Origin of the sequence: Sphingobacterium sp. UME9 (assembly GCF_014170215.1) — a bacterium.
GTDB classification, from domain to species: Bacteria; Bacteroidota; Bacteroidia; order Sphingobacteriales; family Sphingobacteriaceae; genus Sphingobacterium; species Sphingobacterium paramultivorum.
In genome coordinates this window covers 1,616,971-1,636,325 of record NZ_LZZP01000003.1, presented here as the reverse complement: position 1 = coordinate 1,636,325, position 19,355 = coordinate 1,616,971, and the positions used below count along the sequence as shown (strand labels likewise).

Below are 19,355 nucleotides of genomic sequence, written 5' to 3'. Positions count from 1 at the left end.
GTTTATGCTATCACTACTACCTGTCATTAGGATATTACCACAAAGTGACGTTGGTAACTGTCTTCCGTCACTGCCTAAGAACTGACCGTTCGGACTGTCGTTCAATCAATCAAGACTTCATCCTTATATCTAACTTTTCAACTCGCCATTCAGTCGCAACACGACAATTAGTTGACTTATGGCTTTTCCGACATGCTACACTCCCCGTCGGGTTTCCCGTTCGGATAAGTCGGCTGTTGATGGGCGTTATAAACACTTGCCCAGTGGTTGCCAAACCACATTCACTATATGCCCTTATGGGCGCACAAGGTATTCCTCCAAACTAACTTCGGTGGCATAGACTGCCGAGTGCGTACCACCTAAGCCTATCCAAACCTCTTTGTAAAGTCGGCTTGCATCGTTGTTCATATTGATAGAAAGTACCTGCCCTTTTTCCTTATCTGTAAGCCCCAACATCGCCTGTATATCATCGAACTTGTTCATATACTTGCGTTGATCTAAGAGGATTTTACAGTCAGAGTTATTGATGATACTTTCTTTGACGATGGGCGATTGGATAATATCATCGACCTCTTGCGTTACGACAATCGCTTCTCCGAAGAATTTGCGAACAGTCTTAAAGAGGTACTTGATGTATTCTGCCATTCCTTCTTTGGCAATCGCTTTCCAAGCCTCTTCAATTAAGATGAGTTTGCGAATACCTTTCAATCTCCGCATCTTATTGATGAAAACCTCCATAATGATGATGGTCACGATAGGAAATAGAATTTTATGATCCTTAATCGCATCGATTTCAAACACGATGAAACGTTTAGATAGCAGGTCTAACTGTTTATCGGAATTGAGCAGATAATCATATTCACCTCCTTTGTAATAGGGTTCGAGTACGTTCAGGAAATTGGCAATGTCAAAGTCTTTCTCCCTTACCTGTTTTTCTTCGAGTACCTTTCGGTAATCGCCTTTTACATACTCATAGAAGCCGTTGAATGATGGGTAAACATCTTCTTGTTTGATGCGTTCGATATAGCCTGATACAGCATTTGATAATGCTACTTCTTCTGAGCGAGTTGGTGGTTCATCATCACGTTTCCAAAGCGTCAATATCAAAGTCTTGACACTTTCACGCTTCTCAATATCGAACACGCCATCATCGGTATAGAAAGGATTAAAAGCAATCGGATTATCTTCGGTATAGGTGAAGTAAACACCGTCTTCGCCTTTGGTTTTACCTTTGATGAGTTCGCATAATCCTTGATAAGAATTACCAGTGTCAACAAGCAAAACGTGAGCGCCTTGTTCGTAATACTGTCGTACCATATGGTTTGTGAAGAAAGATTTACCAGAACCTGATGGACCGAGTATGAACTTATTACGATTGGTAATAATTCCACGTTTCATCGGCAAATCTGAAATATCCAAATGGATAGGCTTCCCCGTTAATCGGTCAGCCATTTTTATCCCGAATGGCGATGGTGAATTATGGTAATTGGTTTCTTCTGTAAAAAAGCACAAAGCTGGCTCTATGAACGTGTAAAAGCTTTCCTCACTCGGAAAATCGCCAGCATTGCCCGGCATTCCTGCCCAATACAAAGTAGCTACGTCTGTAGTGTTATGACGTGGCTTGCATTCCATTAAAGCCAAAGCACTACCGCAATCATTCTTCAACTGTTTCAGTTCAGTAGGGTCTTCCGACCACGCCATAATGTTGAAGTGTGCCCTTACGGAAGATAGACCAAACGAATGTGCTTCATTGAGGTACTTTTCTATCCACTCTTTGTTGATTTGGTTGGCACGGCTGTAACGAGCCAGTGAGTGCATATTCCTTGCGGACTTCTCAAACTTTTGTAGATTGGCTTCGCTGTTATCCAAAAATAAATATTGGTTGTAAATGTGGTTGCAGTTTAACAACAAGCCCACAGGTGCGGCGAATGACAAACGGCAATCGCTACGGTCGGTAGATAGCTTTTCAAAACGGGTATCAGCCGATACCGTTCCGGGTAAATCGTCAGTATCGGATAAAGTGTGCAGGCTCAACCTTTTGTTCCCGATACGGACTTCTTCTGTTCCGAGTGCGATGTCCTGCATCGGTGTTCCGGCTTCCCTCGAAAGGGTAAGGTACTGTTCCAGCAATCCCTGTTTTTCGTCCGTACCGATAATATCTTCTTCGGTCAGGCGTTTTAGGGTTACAAAACCGCTATCGTTTACGATACGTTCAAACTGTGCCACCGCTTCCATAAAACGGTGTATCGTTTCCTTGTTCCTGATTTCCTTTGGTATTATTGAACCTTTGCAAAGTGATGAAAAATTACTTTGCAAACGCATACGCTCTTTGGTTGTCTTGGTTAAAAAGAGATAGCAGTAATGATTTAAAAACGGTCGCTCATTGAAATGGCGTTGATAAGATTTAGCCAAAAAACTCTGGTCTTCTATTGCCAAATCGGGAGCGTAACTTTCTTTGATGTACCAATCCTGTTTGTGGATGATCGTAAAATCCGGCAAAGTCTTGATAGCTTTGTGCCAGGCGGAATGAATGGCCTCATATTCCGCAGAGGCTACCGTAAATAGTTCCGGTAAACGCACTTCAAAACAGGCGGTAATGTCTGCATCTTTGGAAAGAATGCAGTTGTTTTCTACTGCTAGCAAAGGAAACTTGCTTTCCAATGTGGTGGTCTTTGCTACATTTCTCATACGGCATTCTGTTTAGAAGTGAATTTTAAATAGCGGTGTACAGGCTTGCGACAGATGATGTAACGGGGATGCCGTTTATTGGCGGTTATCTTCATCAATCCGTGTTCGCCATATTTCCTATTCAGTGAAAAGGTTTGCCATACAATGAGCGAAGCTCCGCCTGCTCCGAGGAACAGGCAGATGTAAGAGTTTACGCCTGCCATATACAGTATCATCACGAGGATAAGCGTACCGAGCAGCCCACCTGCGAAAATGAATAGGTATTGTGCTTTCAACCCTTTAAATTCTACCGTCCTGCCAATGCCTTTGTTTATGTTGTAACTGTTCATAAAGCAAAGGATTAAAGGAAGAATGAACGCAGGATGGTAGCCGCCACGATTAAGAAGATACACGCACCGAACCAGCTCGCCGCAGTTTTCGATGTGTCGGGGTCGCCCGAACTGAATTTGTTGTACACCTTAACGCCTCCTATGAGCCCAACCACCGCACCGATGGCGTAGATTAATTGGGTTGCGGGGTCGAAATAGCTTGTTACCATTTGGGTAGCTTCGTTGATACCGGCCGAACCGTTTCCCTGTGCGAACGCATAAATTCCTGACAGCATAGCTACGGCTGCCAGCAAAACTTTTTTTCTCTGTTTTTCCATAATTGAAACACATTAATTTGTTACTGTTTATCCCGCACCTTGCGGGCTTTCAAGACAAAGATGTTTCAGAAATGAAGGCGTTATAACAAAGTGGCAGTCAGTGGAATTGTTTGGCGGTGAGTGGCGTTATAGAGATGGAAAAAAGAGGATATATATATTTATTGGACAATGTTTATTTACTATCTTCGCAAAATGAAATTTATATCTTTAATATTAGCCGTTTATGTATTGCTGTTATCAGCAGTACCGACTTTTATTGAGGATAAATGTATGCAGGAGCATACAACCGAGCAAGGACAAAACGGACAGGAAGACCAAGATTGCAATAAGGGTTGTTGTTCGCCTTTTTTTAGCTGTAATACCTGTACGGGATTTGTTTTAATTACTTTTCATTTTTCGGTTACACATTCAGTAAAAGAACCCCAAAGAAAATTAGGAACAATGCCAACACCGCCTGTTTCTGATTTTCCCTTTTCCGTTTGGCATCCCCCACAGCTTGTTTAATATGTAGTGCCTTCAGCACAGTTTATTACCTGCGGTGCATAGCACCGCTATCATTCATTTATTCATATTAAGCATCATTTTTACAATGAAAAAAATACTCATTTTGTCATTTTTTATGGCACTAAACCTTTGTGTATATGCACAAAATACGTTCAAAGCTGTAATTAAAGACAGTGAAAAAAAAGAGCTTTTAATGGGCGTAACCGCACAGGTTACGGGAACTACAATCGCAACAACTTCAGATGAAAACGGACAAATCATATTAACAGGTATTCCAAACGGTTTGCAGGAAATTCAATTTAGTTATGTTGGTTTTGCCCAACGTACCGACAGCTTTAATTTTCCGTTAAAAGATACAACCCCGATTGAAATCCTACTTTCTGAACAATCGGAAGATTTGGAAGAAATCGTTATTTCATCAACAAGAAGTACAAGAACTATCCAAAATATCCCTACAAGAATTGAATTTATCGGAGGTGAAGAATTGGACGAAAAAGGCAATATGAAAGCAGGGGATATTCGTATGCTTTTGAGTGAGAGTACAGGTATTCATGTACAAACTACATCGCCCACAAGTGCCAACGCAAGTATTCGTATTCAAGGGCTTGACGGACGATATACGCAAATCTTAAAAGACGGTTTCCCGATTTATTCGGGTGCTTCAAGTGGGTTAGGTTTGTTGCAAATCCCACCCCTTGACTTAAAGCAGGTGGAAGTTATCAAAGGTTCAACTTCCACGCTGTATGGTGGTGGAGCAATAGCAGGTCTGGTCAATCTGATTTCCAAAACACCAACGGAAGAAAGGGATTTACGCTTTCATTTAAACGGAACATCAGGCAGAGGTTTAGACATCAACGGTTTTTACGGACAGAAGTTTAAGAAAATCGGAACGACAATATTTGCTTCGCATAATCGCAACGGAGCTTACGACCCTGCAAAAATCGGGCTTTCTGCAATTCCCCAATTTGAAAGGTATGTACTGAACCCTAAATTATTTGTTTACTTCAATGATAAAACAAAAATGAACTTTGGTATTAACACCACCATTGAAAACCGTTTGGGTGGCGATATGCTCTACATCAAAGGCAAAGGAGATAACACCCATCAATATTTTGAAGAAAACAAAACACAGCGTTATTCCACTCAATTTGTTTTTGACCATACTGTAAACGAAAACAGTTTTGTACAATTCAAAAACAGCGTAAGTTATTTTAACCGCAATACGGCTATTCCGAATTACGAATTTGAGGGAACGCAGACCGCTACTTTTACGGAAGCAAGCTATACGCACAGCAAAGAAAAATCGGAATGGGTAACAGGCGTTAATATTTGGACTGATAATTTTAAAGAAAAACAGATTACTGCATTTCCGTTGAGGGATTATACTCATACCACATTCGGGGCTTTCGTTCAAAATTCTTTTAAGGCTACCGATTGGCTTCAATTGGAAGCAGGTTTAAGGACGGATTATGTGATTGATTATGGAGCTGTTTTTTTGCCAAGAGTATCGGCATTGTTTAAGATTGCAAATGGATTGACTTCACGTGTCGGGGGCGGATTTGGCTACAAAACACCAACCATTTTTACCGAAGAAAGCGAACGCATACAATATCAAAACGTAATGCCTATTAACGATAAAACCAATAAATTAGAAAGGAGCTACGGAGCAAATGCAGACATCAACTACCGTACTAATATAGGCGATGATTGGACATTCAGCATAAACCAATTGTTTTTTTATACTTATCTGGATAATCCTTTGTTGCTTCAAAATCCATCTGCTAATCTTTATCAGTTCATCAATTCATCGGGCTACATTCATACTAAAGGAACAGAAACCAACGTAAAAATAGGATATGATGATTTGAAACTGTTTCTGGGCTACACCTTTACCGATACCCGATTGATTGAAAACGGAACAACTACCGAAAATCCATTAACCCCAAAACACCGTATTAACTCTGTACTGATGTATGAAATTGAGGATAAATGGAAGATTGGTTTAGAAGCCTATTATTTCAGTCCGCAAAAGCTCAATGACGGAACAATAGGAAACGATTATTGGACCTGTGGCTTTATGGCTGAAAAGATTTGGGAAAGATTTTCTTTATATATCAACTTTGAAAACTTCCTTGATACAAGACAGACACGTTTTGATAACATTTATACAGGTACTATAACCAACCCTGTTTTTAAAGATATTTATTCACCATTGGACGGATTTGTAATTAACGGAGGAATAAAATTTAAACTTTAAAAGATGAACAAAACAATATTCAATATTACAAAAATGGATTGCCCAAGTGAGGAGCAGTTAATCCGTATGAAACTGCAAAACTTTGATACGGTAAAATCATTAGAGTTTGATATTCCAAACAGAAAGCTGAACGTTTATCACAATGGAAATCCCGACCCGATTTTAACGGCTTTGGGAACACTAAACCTGAATACTACATTGATTTCAACTGAAGAAAGCAATGCAATTTTTGAAACAGATACAAATAATAACCAACGGAAACTACTTTGGACTGTACTGATTATTAATTTCGTTTTCTTTGGATTGGAAATGGTGTTTGGCATTTTTTCCAATTCAATGGGTTTGGTAGCTGATAGTTTGGATATGCTTGCGGACAGTATCGTTTATGCTTTGGCTTTATTCGCTGTGGGTGGAACAATAGCAAGGAAAAACAACATCGCCAAATTTGCAGGGTACTTTCAAATCCTATTGGCTGTTATTGGTTTTGTTGAAGTTATCAGGCGTTTTTTAGGCTTTGAAAAAATGCCCGATTTTCAAACTATGATTATCGTTTCTGTTTTGGCACTAATGGCAAATATATTTTGTCTTTACCTGTTGCAAAAGAACAAAAGCAAAGAAGCCCACATACAGGCAACTATGATTTTTACATCAAACGATGTTATTATCAATTCGGGTGTTATCGTTGCAGGGCTTTTGGTTCATTGGCTCAATTCAAGCTATCCCGATTTGATTATCGGAGCAATTGTATTCTTAGTTGTGGCAAGGGGGGCATACAGAATATTGAAGTTGGCGAAATGAGTGAGAAAAAATTGAGCCTGAAAAACTAAATTTCAGGCTCATTTAAAATCTTCTATTTTTTTACACAAACTCCCCAATGTCAAAATCACTCAAATCACTTTTCCGCAAAGTGGAAGAACCGGCTTCCGTTTCAGATGAAAGGGTGCTATCCAAAAGCTCGGCTATTTTTCGGGAAGCATCTTCCATAGAATTTTCCAATAGGTTGAATAACTCAGTCCCCTGTATTTTTTGCACTATCGCTATCGCTGTTTCCTTTTGGGCTGGTTCCAATTCTTCTTTTTGGAGCAACACCCCCACGGAGCTTAGTTCGTCATAGGTAACCCCTTGGGCAAAACCGTTATCACCACCAGACATTCCGTACCTGTTCCATTCTTCTTCCTCTTCCTCCAAATCAGGCATATTTCTGAAAACTTCGTCCAGCTCTTCCTGCGGAATTTGAACACTTACGTTTTCATTTTCGTCGTATTCAATGTCTAAATTAGCAGGGTTTATTTCGTTTTCCTGAATTTGGCGTTCAGTGGCAGTGTTTGGCACTGAAAGGCGTTCTACAGGTTTGGGCTGTCCCATAATATCGGGTAAGTTCGGGTTGACTTTTTTATGCGGAGGGTCTTGTTTCGACCTTTTATGAATTACAATTTTATCCTGCAATAGCAGGACAATGACTATGAGTAGGCATATCACAATTACTATTTCCATAGCTTATAGAATAGGTTTAAAATGTTCGTTGAAATAATCGGTAATATCTTCACCGTACTCCCTGAAATGATGTTCGAGAATGTTGTCAATGTAAGAGTAGAGCGTTGTTCTTTCTTCCCTTGTCAGTTGAACGATGCGGAGCAATCTTTCGTGGTATTCAGGGCGTATGTAAACGACCTTGCCGTTACGCCCCGATGGAAACCGATTGACCAAAAACGTTTCCTCATAGTCCACTTTTTTTGATGAACTGTTACGGGCTTTTTCCCTTGGCTTGGTTTCCTTTGGTACATCCTGCTTTTTGTTATTGCCCGGTGGAGCTACAAGCTCATCGCCGCTTATGATGTTCATAAGGTATTCCTCATCAACATTGGGTTTTTCAAAATCGTTGTTTTTGTTATTTGAAGCCATACTTTACTGTTTTTATAGATGAGTGATTTTTAAAAATTCCTCGACAAACAAATCCATTTTCGTTGCTTTCATCAACTGTGGTTCAGCAGGCAGCAAACTTGATCGGAACACATAACTGCCTGTGTCTTCTGTTTCCTTTCGGAAACGTTTACTGTCCATTATTCTTGTTTCCATTATGGGTAGGTTGAGTTCTTTGATAACATTTTGATAAGCATCATACAATCCTGTTCTTTCCCTCCCGTCCACTTGGTTCCAAAATAGCCACATCTCTTGTTCGGGATTTCCCTCGTCCGTTTGGGGAAGTCCGAGAAAGGCCTTGGTAAAGCCCAATGTACTTTCCACTACCAAACGATCGGCAGTAATGGGCGAAAAGATAAAGTCCATTTTTTTCAAGGTAGTCAGTACGCCTTTGGTATTGGCTGTTCCGGGCAGATCGAAGAAAACCACATCCGGTTCAACCACCGACTGGCTTGTATATTCCGATGCTTTATCCAAAGCCGTTTCAGCCTTGCATTTAATAATAGGGTACGCTTTTTTGTTGATGGTTTGAAACTGCTTCATTGCTGCCTTTTTATGGTAGTCGTTCTGCATTATGGTTCTCTTATCCCTTTCACGCATATTGGTCAGGCTGTGCTGTGGAAAGTCGCAGTCCATTACCAGCACATTAAAACCTAAACGGTAATGAAGCACACTTGCCAGCAAGGTGGTCATCGTGGATTTTCCCACACCGCCCTTTTGGGTGGAGAAGCTGATTTTTAAAGTTTTCTTTGTTGTTTCCATTATTCAAAAATTTATTGTTACACACTTTATCTGTTTTGCAGGATTGAATATTGGTTTATCTGATTATTACCTCGTTCCTATATTCCTGCATTCCCTTTTGGGTGCTTTCCTGCACAGGTATTTGCTTTCATTTTTGCCTTGTTAGGTACATTCTTTGGCAAGTGGAAAAACTTGCAACAGGTAAATTGCTTTACCGCTTTTATGCTTTTACACTTTTATTGTTTTATGCTTTTAAAACCTTATGCTTTTATTCCAAACTACCTGTTTGCAAACCTGATTTTCTTCTTTGTTTAGATACATTTTTTACTACCTGCACTAAAATTATACGGCAAATAAAGCGATTGATTTAACCGCTGATTGAGCTGTGGCAGTGTTTGTCGTTCAAAGGCACTGTTTGGCACTACTATACAATACAATGCTTTCGTAAACAGGGCTTTACTTTGTACAAATATTTTTATTAACGGATTTATGCAAAAGTCTTTTTACAAAACGGAAGGTAACGGGAACGGCATCGAGCCGTTTTTCCCTGTTACATTTAATCCGTCCCGCAGGGCGGATTTTTGTGTTCAACAGAACACGGCAAGTTGTGTTTTGAGCATCTCGGAATGATTTCCGATGCTCAAAACAACTTGCCCTTTGCAGGGGGCAGAAAACACCTTCCGAAGTCAGGGTTTTGTATGGATTTTAAAATGGATTAGTGATGAACGATAACAACAAAAAGCAATTGAAAAAGACAGGACGCCGCCCCAAAGAAGACCCGGCGACCATTCGCTATACGATTTCCTTTAACGAGCAGGAACACGCCCGTTTTCTTGCCCTTTTTGATAAATCAGGTATGCAGGTAAAGGCGCACTTTATAACGTCCTGCATCTTTGAAAAGACCATAAAGACCATCCAGATTGACAAGGGAACGGTTGATTTTTATATGCGGCTGACCTCTTTTCACAGCCAGTTCCGTTCCATCGGTGTGAACTATAACCAAATTGTAAAGCTGTTGTACAAGAATTTTTCCGAGAAAAAGGCGGCTGCGTTTCTGTACAAACTGGAAAAACAGACGGCTGAAATGGCAATGCTGTGTCAGAAAATCATTCAGATTACCGAAAAATTTGAGGAAGAACACCTAAAAAAATAATGTAATAGTGATAGCGAAAATCGGAAGAAGCGGAAATTTATACGGGGCATTGGCGTACAATCAGCTTAAAGTGGAGAATGAAAACGGGCAGATTTTGTTTGCCAACAAGATGATTGAAACCGCAAGCGGTCATTATTCCGTGGCACAATTAGCACAATCTTTTGCGCCTTACCTGATAGCCAACCGAAACACCGAGAAACATACGCTGCATATTTCGCTCAATCCTGACCCAAACGACAAGGTAAATGATGATAAGTTTCGGGAAATGGCAGAACAGTATATGCGGGAAATGGGTTACGGAGAACAGCCTTTTGTGGTATTCAAACACACGGATATTGACCGCAACCATATACACATTGTATCGGTTTGCGTGGACGAGCAGGGTAAAAAGATTTCGGATAAATTCGAGAAAATGCGGTCTATGAATGTATGCCGTGAACTGGAAAGACAACACGGGCTGATACCCGCAACAGACAAAGAGCGCAACCAAACTGATAAGGTTTTCCGTCCGGTAGATTATCGGACAGGAGATGTAAAGAGCCAAATCGCTTCGGTCGTTCGCCACCTGCCGAACTACTACCAGTACCAAACTTTGGGCGAGTACAATGCCCTGCTTTCCCTCTTCAATATTACCGCCGAGAAAATCGAGGGCGAATTACAGGGAAAGATGCAGCAGGGCTTATTATATATTCCGCTAAATGAAAAAGGCGAAAGAGCCGGGCATCCGTTCAAGGCTTCGCTGTTCGGAAAGAGCGCAGGGCTTCCGGCATTGGAACTGCATTTTGCGAAATGCAAAACCGCTTTGAAAGACAGCCCCACCAAGCAGACCCTAAAATCTGCCGTTACCATCGCCTTGAAAACCACTGGCGATGAACAGGCATTTAAAAAGCAGTTATCGGAACAGGGCATTAACGTAGTAGTGCGCCAAAATGATACAGGTCGTATTTATGGTATCACATTTATTGACCACAATTCAAAATCAGTTTGGAACGGTTCACGTTTGGCAACAGAACTTTCTGCGAACACCTTTAATGATTATTGGAACAATAATATCAAACCGGATATTAAAGAACCTGCCGTTTTACAACCCAAACTATCCATATCAAATGATGCGGATCTTCCGCAGGAAGAACCACACCATTTGTTCGACTTCTTATCTACGGATAAACACGAAGACGGTTTGATTGAAGCACTGGGTGGCTTACTGCCCGAAGCACAGGGCGAAGATTACGAAGAACAAGACTTTGCCAATAAGATGAAGAAGAAGCGCAAACACCAACGAGGTCAGAAATAATATTTAGCCAAACACTGCCACACAACGCCACTGGCTGCCACATTCTTAGAGCCACTCCATAGAGCCTTTAAATTCACGCCCGAACATTAAAACTTTAAATAATGCAGGGAGAAGACGATTTAAGAGGGCTTGCCAAGATAATGGCTTTTATGCGGGCGGTCAGTATTCTTTTGGTGCTGATGCACCTTTATTGGTTCTGCTACGGTTTCTTTTTAGAACGTGGCTGGACGTTGGAAGTCATCAATAAGATATTAGGCAATTTCGACCGGACGGCGGGTTTGTTTTCACATATCCTTTACACCAAAGCATTTGCTTTGGTTTTACTGGCTTTAAGCTGCTTAGGAACAAAGGGTGTAAAGAACGAGAAGATAACCTGGTCTAAAATCTACGTGGCTTTGGGCGTTGGTTTTGTGCTGTTCTTCCTGAACACTCCGTTGCTAAAGCTATCTCCAGTAATAGGTACATTCCTGTATATACTTACTATCTCGTTAGGTTATATCGCCTTGTTGATGGCGGGCGTATGGATGAGCCGATTGCTTCGCACTAACCTGATGGACGATGTGTTCAACAACGAGAACGAGAGCTTTCAACAGGAAACCAAGCTGATGGAAAACGAGTATTCCGTTAACCTGCCCACCAAATTTTACTACAAAGACAAATGGAACAACGGTTGGATAAACATTGTAAATCCGTTCAGGGCATCAATAGTTTTGGGTACTCCGGGTTCAGGCAAATCTTATGCTATCGTAAACAACTACATCAAGCAGCAGATTGAGAAAGGCTTTAGTATGTACATCTACGATTTCAAGTTCGACGACCTTTCCACCATTGCCTACAATCATTTGCTGAAGCACAGGGATAAGTACAAAGTTCAGCCGAAATTTTACGTGATAAATTTCGACGACCCACGCAAGAGCCACCGTTGCAACCCGCTCAATCCCGACTTTATGACGGATATTTCAGATGCCTACGAAGCCGCATATACCATAATGCTGAACCTTAACAGGTCGTGGATACAGAAGCAAGGGGATTTTTTCGTGGAAAGCCCAATTATCTTATTGGCTGCTATTATTTGGTATCTGAAAATCTATGAGGATGGCAAGTATTGTACATTCCCACACGCTATTGAATTACTGAATAAAAAGTATTCGGATGTATTCACGATTTTAACTTCATACCCGGATTTGGAAAATTATTTGTCGCCCTTTATGGATGCGTGGCAAGGTGGAGCGCAAGACCAGTTACAAGGACAAATCGCATCGGCAAAAATTCCGCTATCAAGGATGATTAGCCCACAACTTTACTGGGTAATGACGGGCGATGATTTTACGCTTGACATCAACAACCCGAAAGAACCTAAAATTTTGTGCGTGGGTAACAATCCCGACCGTCAAAATATTTATTCCGCAGCTTTGGGTTTATACAATTCGAGGATTGTAAAGCTGATAAACAAAAAGGGACAGCTAAAGAGTTCCGTTATCATAGATGAGTTGCCCACAATTTATTTCAGGGGACTGGACAATCTTATCGCAACGGCGAGAAGTAATAAGGTAGCGGTATGTTTGGGCTTTCAGGATTTTTCGCAATTAACAAGGGATTACGGCGACAAGGAAAGCAAGGTAATACAGAATACTGTCGGTAATATATTCAGTGGTCAGGTGGTTGGCGAAACAGCAAAAAGCCTTTCGGAACGTTTCGGTAAAGTATTACAGAAACGCCAAAGTATGACCATTAACCGCAATGATAAATCTACCTCTATTTCGACACAGTTAGACAGCCTTATTCCGGCTTCCAAAATCTCAACACTTACACAAGGTTTGTTTGTTGGTTCTGTATCAGATAACTTTGATGAACGTATCGAGCAGAAGATATTTCACGCCGAAATTGTAGTGGACAATGAAAAGGTAGCGGCAGAAAGCAAAGCCTATCAGCAAATACCGCAAATCTTATCTTTTGTAAATGAGCAGGGCGAGGATAAGATGAAGCAGGAAATAGAAAACAATTACAAGCAGATAAAATCAGACATTCTGAATATTGTTGTTAGTGAAATGGAGCGTATCAAGAATGACCCTAACTTACAGCATTTGGTGCAGAAAGAATGATTATACTAAATATTTTTGTGATTTTTCTATTAATATATTGTTAGAAGAATTAAAAGTAACAGCACCATTACGTCAACATATAAAATGCCAAATTTTAATACTCATAATTTAGCATTTGCTTAAATAAACAAATTAGTTACATTTGCATTATGGATAATACTTCTTGTACACGACAACAGGCAGACATTAAACAAATCAATCGCTGTAAAGAAAGAGTTTCGGAACTCCACAGTTCGTTTGACTATTTGTCGAACGCACTTGAATTGACTGGAAACAATGTAAGACTGAAAATTCTGTTTCTTCTTTATGAAGAAAAACGACTTTGTGTTTGTGATGTGAGTGAAATTCTTGGAATGACAATTTCAGCGATTTCTCAGCACTTGAGAAAACTTAAAGACCGAAAGCTTATTGAAACCGAAAGAGAGGCGCAAACCATTTTTTACTCATTGACAAAAGAGTATGAGAAAATGTTGGACCCATTTTTTAAAATACTTGACGATAAAAAAAATTTAGAAACAATATGGTAACGGACGGAAAACTAATTGGGACTGGACTTTTGACAGCAATAGCAGCTTCATTATGTTGCATTACACCTGTTTTGGCTCTCATAGCAGGAACAAGTGGACTTGCTTCAACTTTCTCTTGGCTCGAACCTTTTCGTCCATATTTTATCGGGTTAACTATTTTAGTGCTTGCTTTTGCTTGGTATCAAAAATTGAAACCGCAAAAGAAAATTGACTGCAACTGTGAAACAACTGAAAAATCAAACTTTATGAAAACAAAATCATTTTTAGGAATTATTACCGTTATGGCGGCTTTACTTTTATCATTTCCGCTTTATGCTCACATTTTTTTTCCAAAGACCGAAAGTAAAGCAATTATTACCCAAACTTCCAAAATTCAGAAAGTTGAGTTTACAATCAAAGGGATGACTTGTTCAGGTTGTGAACACCACGTTAAAACGGAAGTTAGTAAACTAAAAGGAATTGTGGAAGTTGTGGTTTCTTATGAGAAAGGCAATGCCATTGTTAAGTTTGACAACAAACAAACAAGTATTATAGAAATTGAAAAAGCTATCAATTCGACAGGTTATAAATCACTAAAAAGTAAAATTATATCATAATGGAAATTAAATTACAATCAATTATAACTTGCCCAAATTGCGGATACAAAAAAGAGGAAACAATGCCAACAGATGCTTGCCAATATTTTTATGAATGTGAAAATTGCAAGACAAGATTAAAACCATTACAAGGCGATTGTTGTGTGTATTGTAGTTATGCCAGTGTTCCTTGTCCATCAATACAACAGGATAAAAAATGTTGCTATTAGAAACCAATTAAGAGAAAAAAATGTTCAGTTTTTTCAAAAAATATTTTCAAAAATTTAAGAAGAATACTTATGCTATCAACAGAAAAAACATTATCAGAAGTAATTGAAGTACTAAGACAAAGGGGTTATACGGAAGACTTTAATCTATTGGAAGAAAACATTTCGTACAAAATAGACGGAGAGAAAGTTAATTTAAGGGACATTGTTATTGATAAAATTTATCGTTTTACTGGGCTTAATGACTTGGAAGATGAGGCTATCTTATATGCGATGAGAAACCAAAAAGATGGAGCAAAAGGTGTTTTCGTAAATGGTTATGGTACATACTCTGACAGTGCAGCAAACAGCATCATTGAGCAAATATCAGTTGACGAGGACGATAATGATGATTGGACGATAGAAAATTAAATCACAATGACTGAATTAGAAAAAATTTTACAGCAAAAAGCTATAAAACCCACCGCTATGCGTTTGTTGGTGGTTGAAAAGTTATTGAAACAACAATATGCAGTAAGTCATAAAGAGCTGGCAGAACAGTTTGAAAAAGCAGATAATATTACTCTCTTCAGAACACTTAAAGTATTCCTGGAACACAAACTTGTCCATACCATTGATGATGGAAGCGGAGTGATTAAATACGCACTTTGCCAATCAGGATGCAATTGTAATTTATCAGAACTGCACACACATTTTTATTGTACCGACTGCAAACATACTTTTTGCCTTACTGAAACAGAAATTCCGAACATCGAAGTTCCTCAAAACTTTAAATTAGATGGAGCTAATTTAGTTCTTAAGGGGAAATGCGACAAATGTAACAAATAGATTTTTTCAACTTTGCAATTCTATTGCACAATCTATTTATTTATATTTGTAGCTGATGAAACTATTTATATTCATATTCAGTATATATTTTCTGGCATTATCCTTAATGCCGTGTACTGATGCGTGTGGTATGGATACCAGTAATACTTCAAAATCAGAGCTTTCTAATACAAGCAATGGTCAAACGAAAAACGGCGATTTATGCAGTCCTTTTTGTTCTTGTGCTACTTGTCATACCGTTGTGAATTTTACGTTTCAAACGTTCAAAATAAACGAGGCAAAGCCAAGTCTTAGCAAGATACAAAAATTCCCACTTCAAAATTTCAATTTCATTTCCAATTATCACGGAAACATTTGGCAGCCGCCAAAGATTAATACTTAATATTTTCAGCAAATGTATTTATTGGTAATGGATGATATATTCATTTACTATTAGATAGGTGTATTATCTAAATTGCACATTTAGCTGTCCTTTCTGTAACGGACAGAAAGTATTTATATCCATTATTATTAATTATTAATCAAATGAATTGTGTTAGACAGTATCATAAAATTTAGCATTAAGAACAAGCTCGTCATTGGAATAATGACATTGTTGCTCATTATTTGGGGAGTGTGGAGTGCCACAAAATTACCCATTGATGCCGTACCCGATATTACAAATAATCAGGTGCAAATAATTACGGTTTGCCCCACATTGGCGGCTCAGGAAGTAGAACAATTAGTAACTTTTCCGATAGAGCAAAGCATTGCTAATATTCCCGATTTAGAAGAAACCAGAAGTATTTCTAGGTTTGGTTTGTCCGTAATTACAGTTGTATTTAAGGAAAAAGTAGACATTTATTTTGCCCGACAGCTCATTAATGAAAAACTGAAAGAAGCAGAAGAAAAAATTCCGAACGGAATAGGGACACCTGAACTGGCTCCGGTCAGTACAGGGCTTGGTCAGATATACGAATATATAATACATCCCAAAAAGGGAAGTGAAAATAAATACAATGCCAAAGACCTTCGTACAATGCAGGACTGGATTGTTGCAAGGCAACTGTATGGTACACCCGGAATTGCAGAAGTAAATAGTTTTGGTGGCGAGCTAAAGCAATATGAAGTTGCTGTTAATCCTAATCGCTTAAAGGCTATGGATATAAGTATTACCGATATTTTCAACGCTCTTGAAAAAAATAACCAAAATACAGGGGGAGCATATATTGATAAGAAACCAAGTGCTTATTTTGTTAGAGGTATTGGTTTGGTTACATCATTAGAAGATATAAAAAACATCAGTGTAAAAAATAATCCTGGCAGTGTTCCAATTTTTATAAAAGATGTGGCAGATGTACGATTTGGTAATGCTGTAAGATATGGGGCTATGACATATAATGGAGAAGTTGATGCAGTAGGCGGTGTGGTAATGATGCTAAAAGGCGAAAATGCCAATAATGTAATTGAAAAAATAAAAGAAAAACTTCCTACTATACAAAAGTCATTACCTGATGATATTATTATTGAACCCTATATAGACCGTTCAGTTTTAGTTGACAAGGCAATGAGTACCGTAGAAAAAAACCTGATAGAAGGTGCGTTGATTGTTATCTTTGTATTAGTACTTTTTTTAGGAAATTTTAGAGCCGGATTAATAGTAGCTTCCGCTATTCCATTAGCAATGCTGTTTGCCTTAGCGATGATGAATGTGTTTGGTGTAAGCGCCAATTTAATGAGTTTGTAGATGTTTCTTTTGCAGGTGAAAAAGTATCTGAAATATATGAGGGAAACAAGACCTTTGATTTGATGCTTCGTTTAGATGATGCCAATAGAGGAAATATTGACAAGATTAAAAATGCAATGATTGATGGGACTAATGGTCAAAAAATTCCTTTGTACTATGTAGCTGATGTCGTAAGTACTACTGGTCCTAATACCATTAACCGTGAAAATGTACAACGTAAAACGGTAGTGTCTGCCAATGTTTCGGGTAGAGATCAAAAAAGTGTGGTAGAGGAAATTCAGAAAATTATCAATGAAAAAGTAAAACTTCCAGAAGATTATCATATCGAATATGGTGGTCAATTTGAAGCTGAAGCCGAAGCATCGAAAACGCTTATAGCTACTTCATTGCTGTCTATTTTAATCATTTTCTTAATCTTATTCAGAGAATTTAAAACCGTAAAATTAGCGGCTATCATTCTGATAAACTTACCATTAGCTTTAATTGGCGGGGTGTTCAGTATTTATTTCACCAGCGGAATTTTAAGTATTCCTGCAATCATTGGTTTTATCACTTTATTTGGGGTGGCAACACGTAATGGGATTTTATTAATATCGCATTACAATACACTTCGTGAAGAAGGATATACGCTTTTTGATACCGTAATACAAGGTTCTAAAGATAGGTTAAGCCCTATTTTAATGACTGCTTTAACCGCAGGTTTAGCACTTATTCCGCTAGCTATTGCTGGAGATTTACCAGGTAACGAGATTCAAAGTCCAATGGCAAAAGTTATTTTAGGTGGTTTACTTACTTCTACCATTCTGAATATCTTCATTGTACCAGCAGTCTATTATTTATCGAACAAAAAAGAAGCTACAAAATGAAAATAAATAGCATCGCTTTGTTGGTTGCCTGTCTTTGGGTAGCCAACGCAGAAGCACAGTCAGGGTTGGAAACAATCCTGACTGATATTAGTAAGAATAACAAAACTTTACAAAGTCAATCCAAATATTGGGAAGCTCAAAAATTGCAATTCAAAACAGGAAATACCTTGTATGATCCTACAATAAGTTACGATTATATGCGTGGTACCCCCAGTGCAGTGGCTGGAAATCAAACCGATATTAGTGTGATACAAAGATTTGATTTTCCTACAGTGTACGGTAAAAAGAAAAATTTAGCCAACGAAAAGAGTAAACAAGGAGATTTCGCATTACTTGCTACTAAACAAGATATTTTGTTAGAAGCGAAAAAATCGGCTATAGAACTTATTTACCGGAATAAATTGCAAGAAAAAATCAAAGAAAGAAAAACCAAAACTGAAAAGTTTCTTTCGGATTTTCAAACCAAATTAAATAGAGGTGAAGGAAATATTTTAGATGTCAACAAAGCAAAATTACAGTTAATTGAAATTAATAAAGATTTGAAGTTGAATACATCTTCAATTAATCAGCTTCAGCAAAAATTAACAGAACTCAATGGTGGTATTGATGTTATTTTTAATGAATCGGAATATCCTGAAGTTATTGCAATACCTTCTTTTGAAGAGCTAGAAGAAATCATCGAAGCTCAAGATCCAACAAGAAAACTATTGCAACAACAAACAACAATTGCCCAACAACAAATTCAGGTTACCAAGGCAATGGCTTTACCAAAATTTGAAGCAGGTTATCACTATCAAGGTATTTTGGGACAAAATTTTCACGGAGCTCGTATTGGGATGTCTATCCCTCTATGGGAAAATAAAAACCGTGTAAAACAAAGTATGGCTGAGTTGGAAATGAACGAAGTACAGTTGAATGAACATAAATTGGAGCATTATTACAACATAAAAAGCCTTTATGAAAAATACACCAACTTACAAAAAACACTCGACGAATACCAAACGGTTTTAGAAAGTATCAACAGCATTCAGTTACTAGATAAAGCTTTGCGATTCGGAGAAATTACAACCATTCAATATTTCTTAGAAGCCAGTTACTACTACCAAGCTAGTAATAATTATTTACTTACCGAAAAAGAGTATCAAGATGTAATTGCAGAATTACTGAAATATCAATTGTAATAATATTGAAGAAAAACACATAAAGCCTTGTAAAAAATAAATTTTGCAAGGCTTTGTTTTACTCAAAAAAACAGACGTTTTTAGCTACGAATGTATTTAGTTAAGTTTTATAATATCTTT

General features: G+C 38.5%; 19 protein-coding genes and 2 pseudogenes. 15 read left to right on the top strand and 6 right to left on the bottom strand.

All coding sequences use genetic code 11. From position 1 onward, the window contains the following. Positions 1-306 precede the first annotated feature (306 nt). The 3 genes and pseudogenes from A9970_RS08595 to A9970_RS08585 all read right to left on the bottom strand — a co-directional run. A pseudogene (locus tag A9970_RS08595) lies at positions 307-2,688 on the bottom strand (TraG family conjugative transposon ATPase); the annotation flags it as partial. Continuing rightward, entirely contained in the window at positions 2,685-3,017 is a 333-nt protein-coding gene (locus tag A9970_RS08590) for a DUF4133 domain-containing protein (RefSeq protein WP_037438481.1), read from the bottom strand. The pseudogene A9970_RS08595 and the gene A9970_RS08590, both read right to left, overlap by 4 nt. A gap of 11 nt (positions 3,018-3,028) precedes the next feature. Next, on the bottom strand, positions 3,029-3,334 hold the full coding sequence (locus A9970_RS08585; RefSeq protein WP_037438482.1) for a DUF4134 domain-containing protein: 306 nt from the start codon (positions 3,332-3,334) through the stop codon (positions 3,029-3,031). A 192-nt stretch (positions 3,335-3,526) separates the two neighbouring features. On the opposite strand from A9970_RS08585, the gene A9970_RS08580 reads away from it, so the two are divergent. The 3 genes from A9970_RS08580 (at position 3,527) to A9970_RS08570 (ending at position 6,893) form a co-directional block, all read left to right on the top strand. Further along, the gene (locus A9970_RS08580; protein ID WP_026706464.1) at positions 3,527-3,838 is read left to right on the top strand and encodes a hypothetical protein; all 312 of its coding nucleotides are present in this window, start codon (positions 3,527-3,529) and stop codon (positions 3,836-3,838) included. Positions 3,839-3,923: 85 nt separating this feature from the next. Next, a complete protein-coding gene (locus A9970_RS08575) occupies positions 3,924-6,095 on the top strand; it encodes a TonB-dependent receptor (protein ID WP_037438485.1) in 2,172 nt (723 codons plus the stop codon). A 3-nt stretch (positions 6,096-6,098) separates the two neighbouring features. Further along, entirely contained in the window at positions 6,099-6,893 is a 795-nt protein-coding gene (locus tag A9970_RS08570) for a cation transporter (protein ID WP_026706462.1), read from the top strand. A 60-nt stretch (positions 6,894-6,953) separates the two neighbouring features. Here the strand turns inward: A9970_RS08570 and A9970_RS08565 are convergent, their stop codons facing one another. From A9970_RS08565 to A9970_RS08555, 3 genes are read right to left on the bottom strand one after another with little or no spacing between them, the layout of a single operon-like run. Continuing rightward, positions 6,954-7,589: a conjugal transfer protein TraD gene (locus A9970_RS08565; RefSeq protein WP_132777332.1), complete on the bottom strand. Its 636-nt coding sequence runs from the start codon at positions 7,587-7,589 to the stop codon at positions 6,954-6,956. Between the two features lie 3 nt (positions 7,590-7,592). Next, on the bottom strand, positions 7,593-7,997 hold the full coding sequence (locus tag A9970_RS08560; protein WP_132777333.1) for a DUF3408 domain-containing protein: 405 nt from the start codon (positions 7,995-7,997) through the stop codon (positions 7,593-7,595). A 12-nt stretch (positions 7,998-8,009) separates the two neighbouring features. Further along, positions 8,010-8,777 carry a ParA family protein gene (locus A9970_RS08555; protein ID WP_132777334.1) on the bottom strand — a complete coding sequence of 256 codons (768 nt, stop codon included), beginning with the start codon at positions 8,775-8,777 and terminating at the stop codon, positions 8,010-8,012. A gap of 700 nt (positions 8,778-9,477) precedes the next feature. On the opposite strand from A9970_RS08555, the gene mobA reads away from it, so the two are divergent. The 12 genes and pseudogenes from mobA (at position 9,478) to A9970_RS08510 (ending at position 19,235) form a co-directional block, all read left to right on the top strand. Then, entirely contained in the window at positions 9,478-9,909 is a 432-nt protein-coding gene (gene mobA, locus A9970_RS08550) for a conjugal transfer protein MobA (RefSeq protein ID WP_182981969.1), read from the top strand. A 7-nt stretch (positions 9,910-9,916) separates the two neighbouring features. Then, positions 9,917-11,203 (top strand): conjugal transfer protein MobB, encoded by a 1,287-nt coding sequence (mobB, locus tag A9970_RS08545; RefSeq protein ID WP_078798983.1) that lies wholly within the window; start codon positions 9,917-9,919, stop codon positions 11,201-11,203. 98 nt (positions 11,204-11,301) lie between these two features. After that, positions 11,302-13,305: a conjugal transfer protein MobC gene (mobC, locus tag A9970_RS08540; RefSeq protein ID WP_310889276.1), complete on the top strand. Its 2,004-nt coding sequence runs from the start codon at positions 11,302-11,304 to the stop codon at positions 13,303-13,305. Between the two features lie 149 nt (positions 13,306-13,454). Continuing rightward, positions 13,455-13,832, top strand: a complete 378-nt coding sequence (locus A9970_RS08535; protein WP_024566613.1) for a metalloregulator ArsR/SmtB family transcription factor — start codon at positions 13,455-13,457, stop codon at positions 13,830-13,832. Further along, positions 13,826-14,428, top strand: a complete 603-nt coding sequence (merTP, locus tag A9970_RS08530; protein WP_024566614.1) for a mercuric transport protein MerTP — start codon at positions 13,826-13,828, stop codon at positions 14,426-14,428. Before A9970_RS08535 ends, merTP begins: the two co-directional genes overlap by 7 nt. Beyond that, positions 14,428-14,637, top strand: a complete 210-nt coding sequence (locus tag A9970_RS28890; protein WP_078679374.1) for a GDCCVxC domain-containing (seleno)protein — start codon at positions 14,428-14,430, stop codon at positions 14,635-14,637. The genes merTP and A9970_RS28890 overlap by 1 nt, the downstream gene beginning before the upstream one ends. A 69-nt stretch (positions 14,638-14,706) precedes the next feature. Then, positions 14,707-15,045, top strand: coding sequence for a hypothetical protein (locus tag A9970_RS08525; protein WP_024566615.1), 339 nt, complete (start codon positions 14,707-14,709; stop codon positions 15,043-15,045). 6 nt (positions 15,046-15,051) lie between these two features. Further along, positions 15,052-15,462, top strand: coding sequence for a Fur family transcriptional regulator (locus A9970_RS08520; RefSeq protein ID WP_048499044.1), 411 nt, complete (start codon positions 15,052-15,054; stop codon positions 15,460-15,462). 55 nt (positions 15,463-15,517) lie between these two features. Then, on the top strand, positions 15,518-15,844 hold the full coding sequence (locus A9970_RS29035; protein ID WP_371131589.1) for a DUF6660 family protein: 327 nt from the start codon (positions 15,518-15,520) through the stop codon (positions 15,842-15,844). 150 nt (positions 15,845-15,994) lie between these two features. After that, a pseudogene (locus A9970_RS28465) lies at positions 15,995-17,185 on the top strand (efflux RND transporter permease subunit); the annotation flags it as partial. Next, positions 17,095-18,054, top strand: a complete 960-nt coding sequence (locus A9970_RS28460) for an efflux RND transporter permease subunit (RefSeq protein ID WP_310889275.1) — start codon at positions 17,095-17,097, stop codon at positions 18,052-18,054. The pseudogene A9970_RS28465 and the gene A9970_RS28460, both read left to right, overlap by 91 nt. After that, positions 18,051-19,235 (top strand): TolC family protein, encoded by a 1,185-nt coding sequence (locus A9970_RS08510; protein ID WP_182981967.1) that lies wholly within the window; start codon positions 18,051-18,053, stop codon positions 19,233-19,235. Before A9970_RS28460 ends, A9970_RS08510 begins: the two co-directional genes overlap by 4 nt. Positions 19,236-19,355: the final 120 nt, after the last annotated feature.

Bases quoted from the DNA above. Each gene is read 5' to 3' on its own strand.
- A9970_RS28890 (WP_078679374.1), top strand. From the start codon at position 14,428: ATGGAAATTAAATTACAATCAATTATAACTTGCCCAAATTGCGGATAC.
- A9970_RS08525 (WP_024566615.1), top strand. From the start codon at position 14,707: ATGCTATCAACAGAAAAAACATTATCAGAAGTAATTGAAGTACTAAGA.
- A9970_RS08565 (WP_132777332.1), bottom strand. From the start codon at position 7,589: ATGGAAATAGTAATTGTGATATGCCTACTCATAGTCATTGTCCTGCTA.
- A9970_RS08585 (WP_037438482.1), bottom strand. From the start codon at position 3,334: ATGGAAAAACAGAGAAAAAAAGTTTTGCTGGCAGCCGTAGCTATGCTG.
- A9970_RS08510 (WP_182981967.1), top strand. From the start codon at position 18,051: ATGAAAATAAATAGCATCGCTTTGTTGGTTGCCTGTCTTTGGGTAGCC.
- A9970_RS08520 (WP_048499044.1), top strand. From the start codon at position 15,052: ATGACTGAATTAGAAAAAATTTTACAGCAAAAAGCTATAAAACCCACC.
- A9970_RS08535 (WP_024566613.1), top strand. From the start codon at position 13,455: ATGGATAATACTTCTTGTACACGACAACAGGCAGACATTAAACAAATC.
- A9970_RS29035 (WP_371131589.1), top strand. From the start codon at position 15,518: ATGAAACTATTTATATTCATATTCAGTATATATTTTCTGGCATTATCC.
- A9970_RS08560 (WP_132777333.1), bottom strand. From the start codon at position 7,997: ATGGCTTCAAATAACAAAAACAACGATTTTGAAAAACCCAATGTTGAT.
- A9970_RS08555 (WP_132777334.1), bottom strand. From the start codon at position 8,777: ATGGAAACAACAAAGAAAACTTTAAAAATCAGCTTCTCCACCCAAAAG.
- A9970_RS08570 (WP_026706462.1), top strand. From the start codon at position 6,099: ATGAACAAAACAATATTCAATATTACAAAAATGGATTGCCCAAGTGAG.
- A9970_RS08590 (WP_037438481.1), bottom strand. From the start codon at position 3,017: ATGAACAGTTACAACATAAACAAAGGCATTGGCAGGACGGTAGAATTT.
- A9970_RS08580 (WP_026706464.1), top strand. From the start codon at position 3,527: ATGAAATTTATATCTTTAATATTAGCCGTTTATGTATTGCTGTTATCA.
- mobA (WP_182981969.1), top strand. From the start codon at position 9,478: ATGAACGATAACAACAAAAAGCAATTGAAAAAGACAGGACGCCGCCCC.
- merTP (WP_024566614.1), top strand. From the start codon at position 13,826: ATGGTAACGGACGGAAAACTAATTGGGACTGGACTTTTGACAGCAATA.
- A9970_RS08575 (WP_037438485.1), top strand. From the start codon at position 3,924: ATGAAAAAAATACTCATTTTGTCATTTTTTATGGCACTAAACCTTTGT.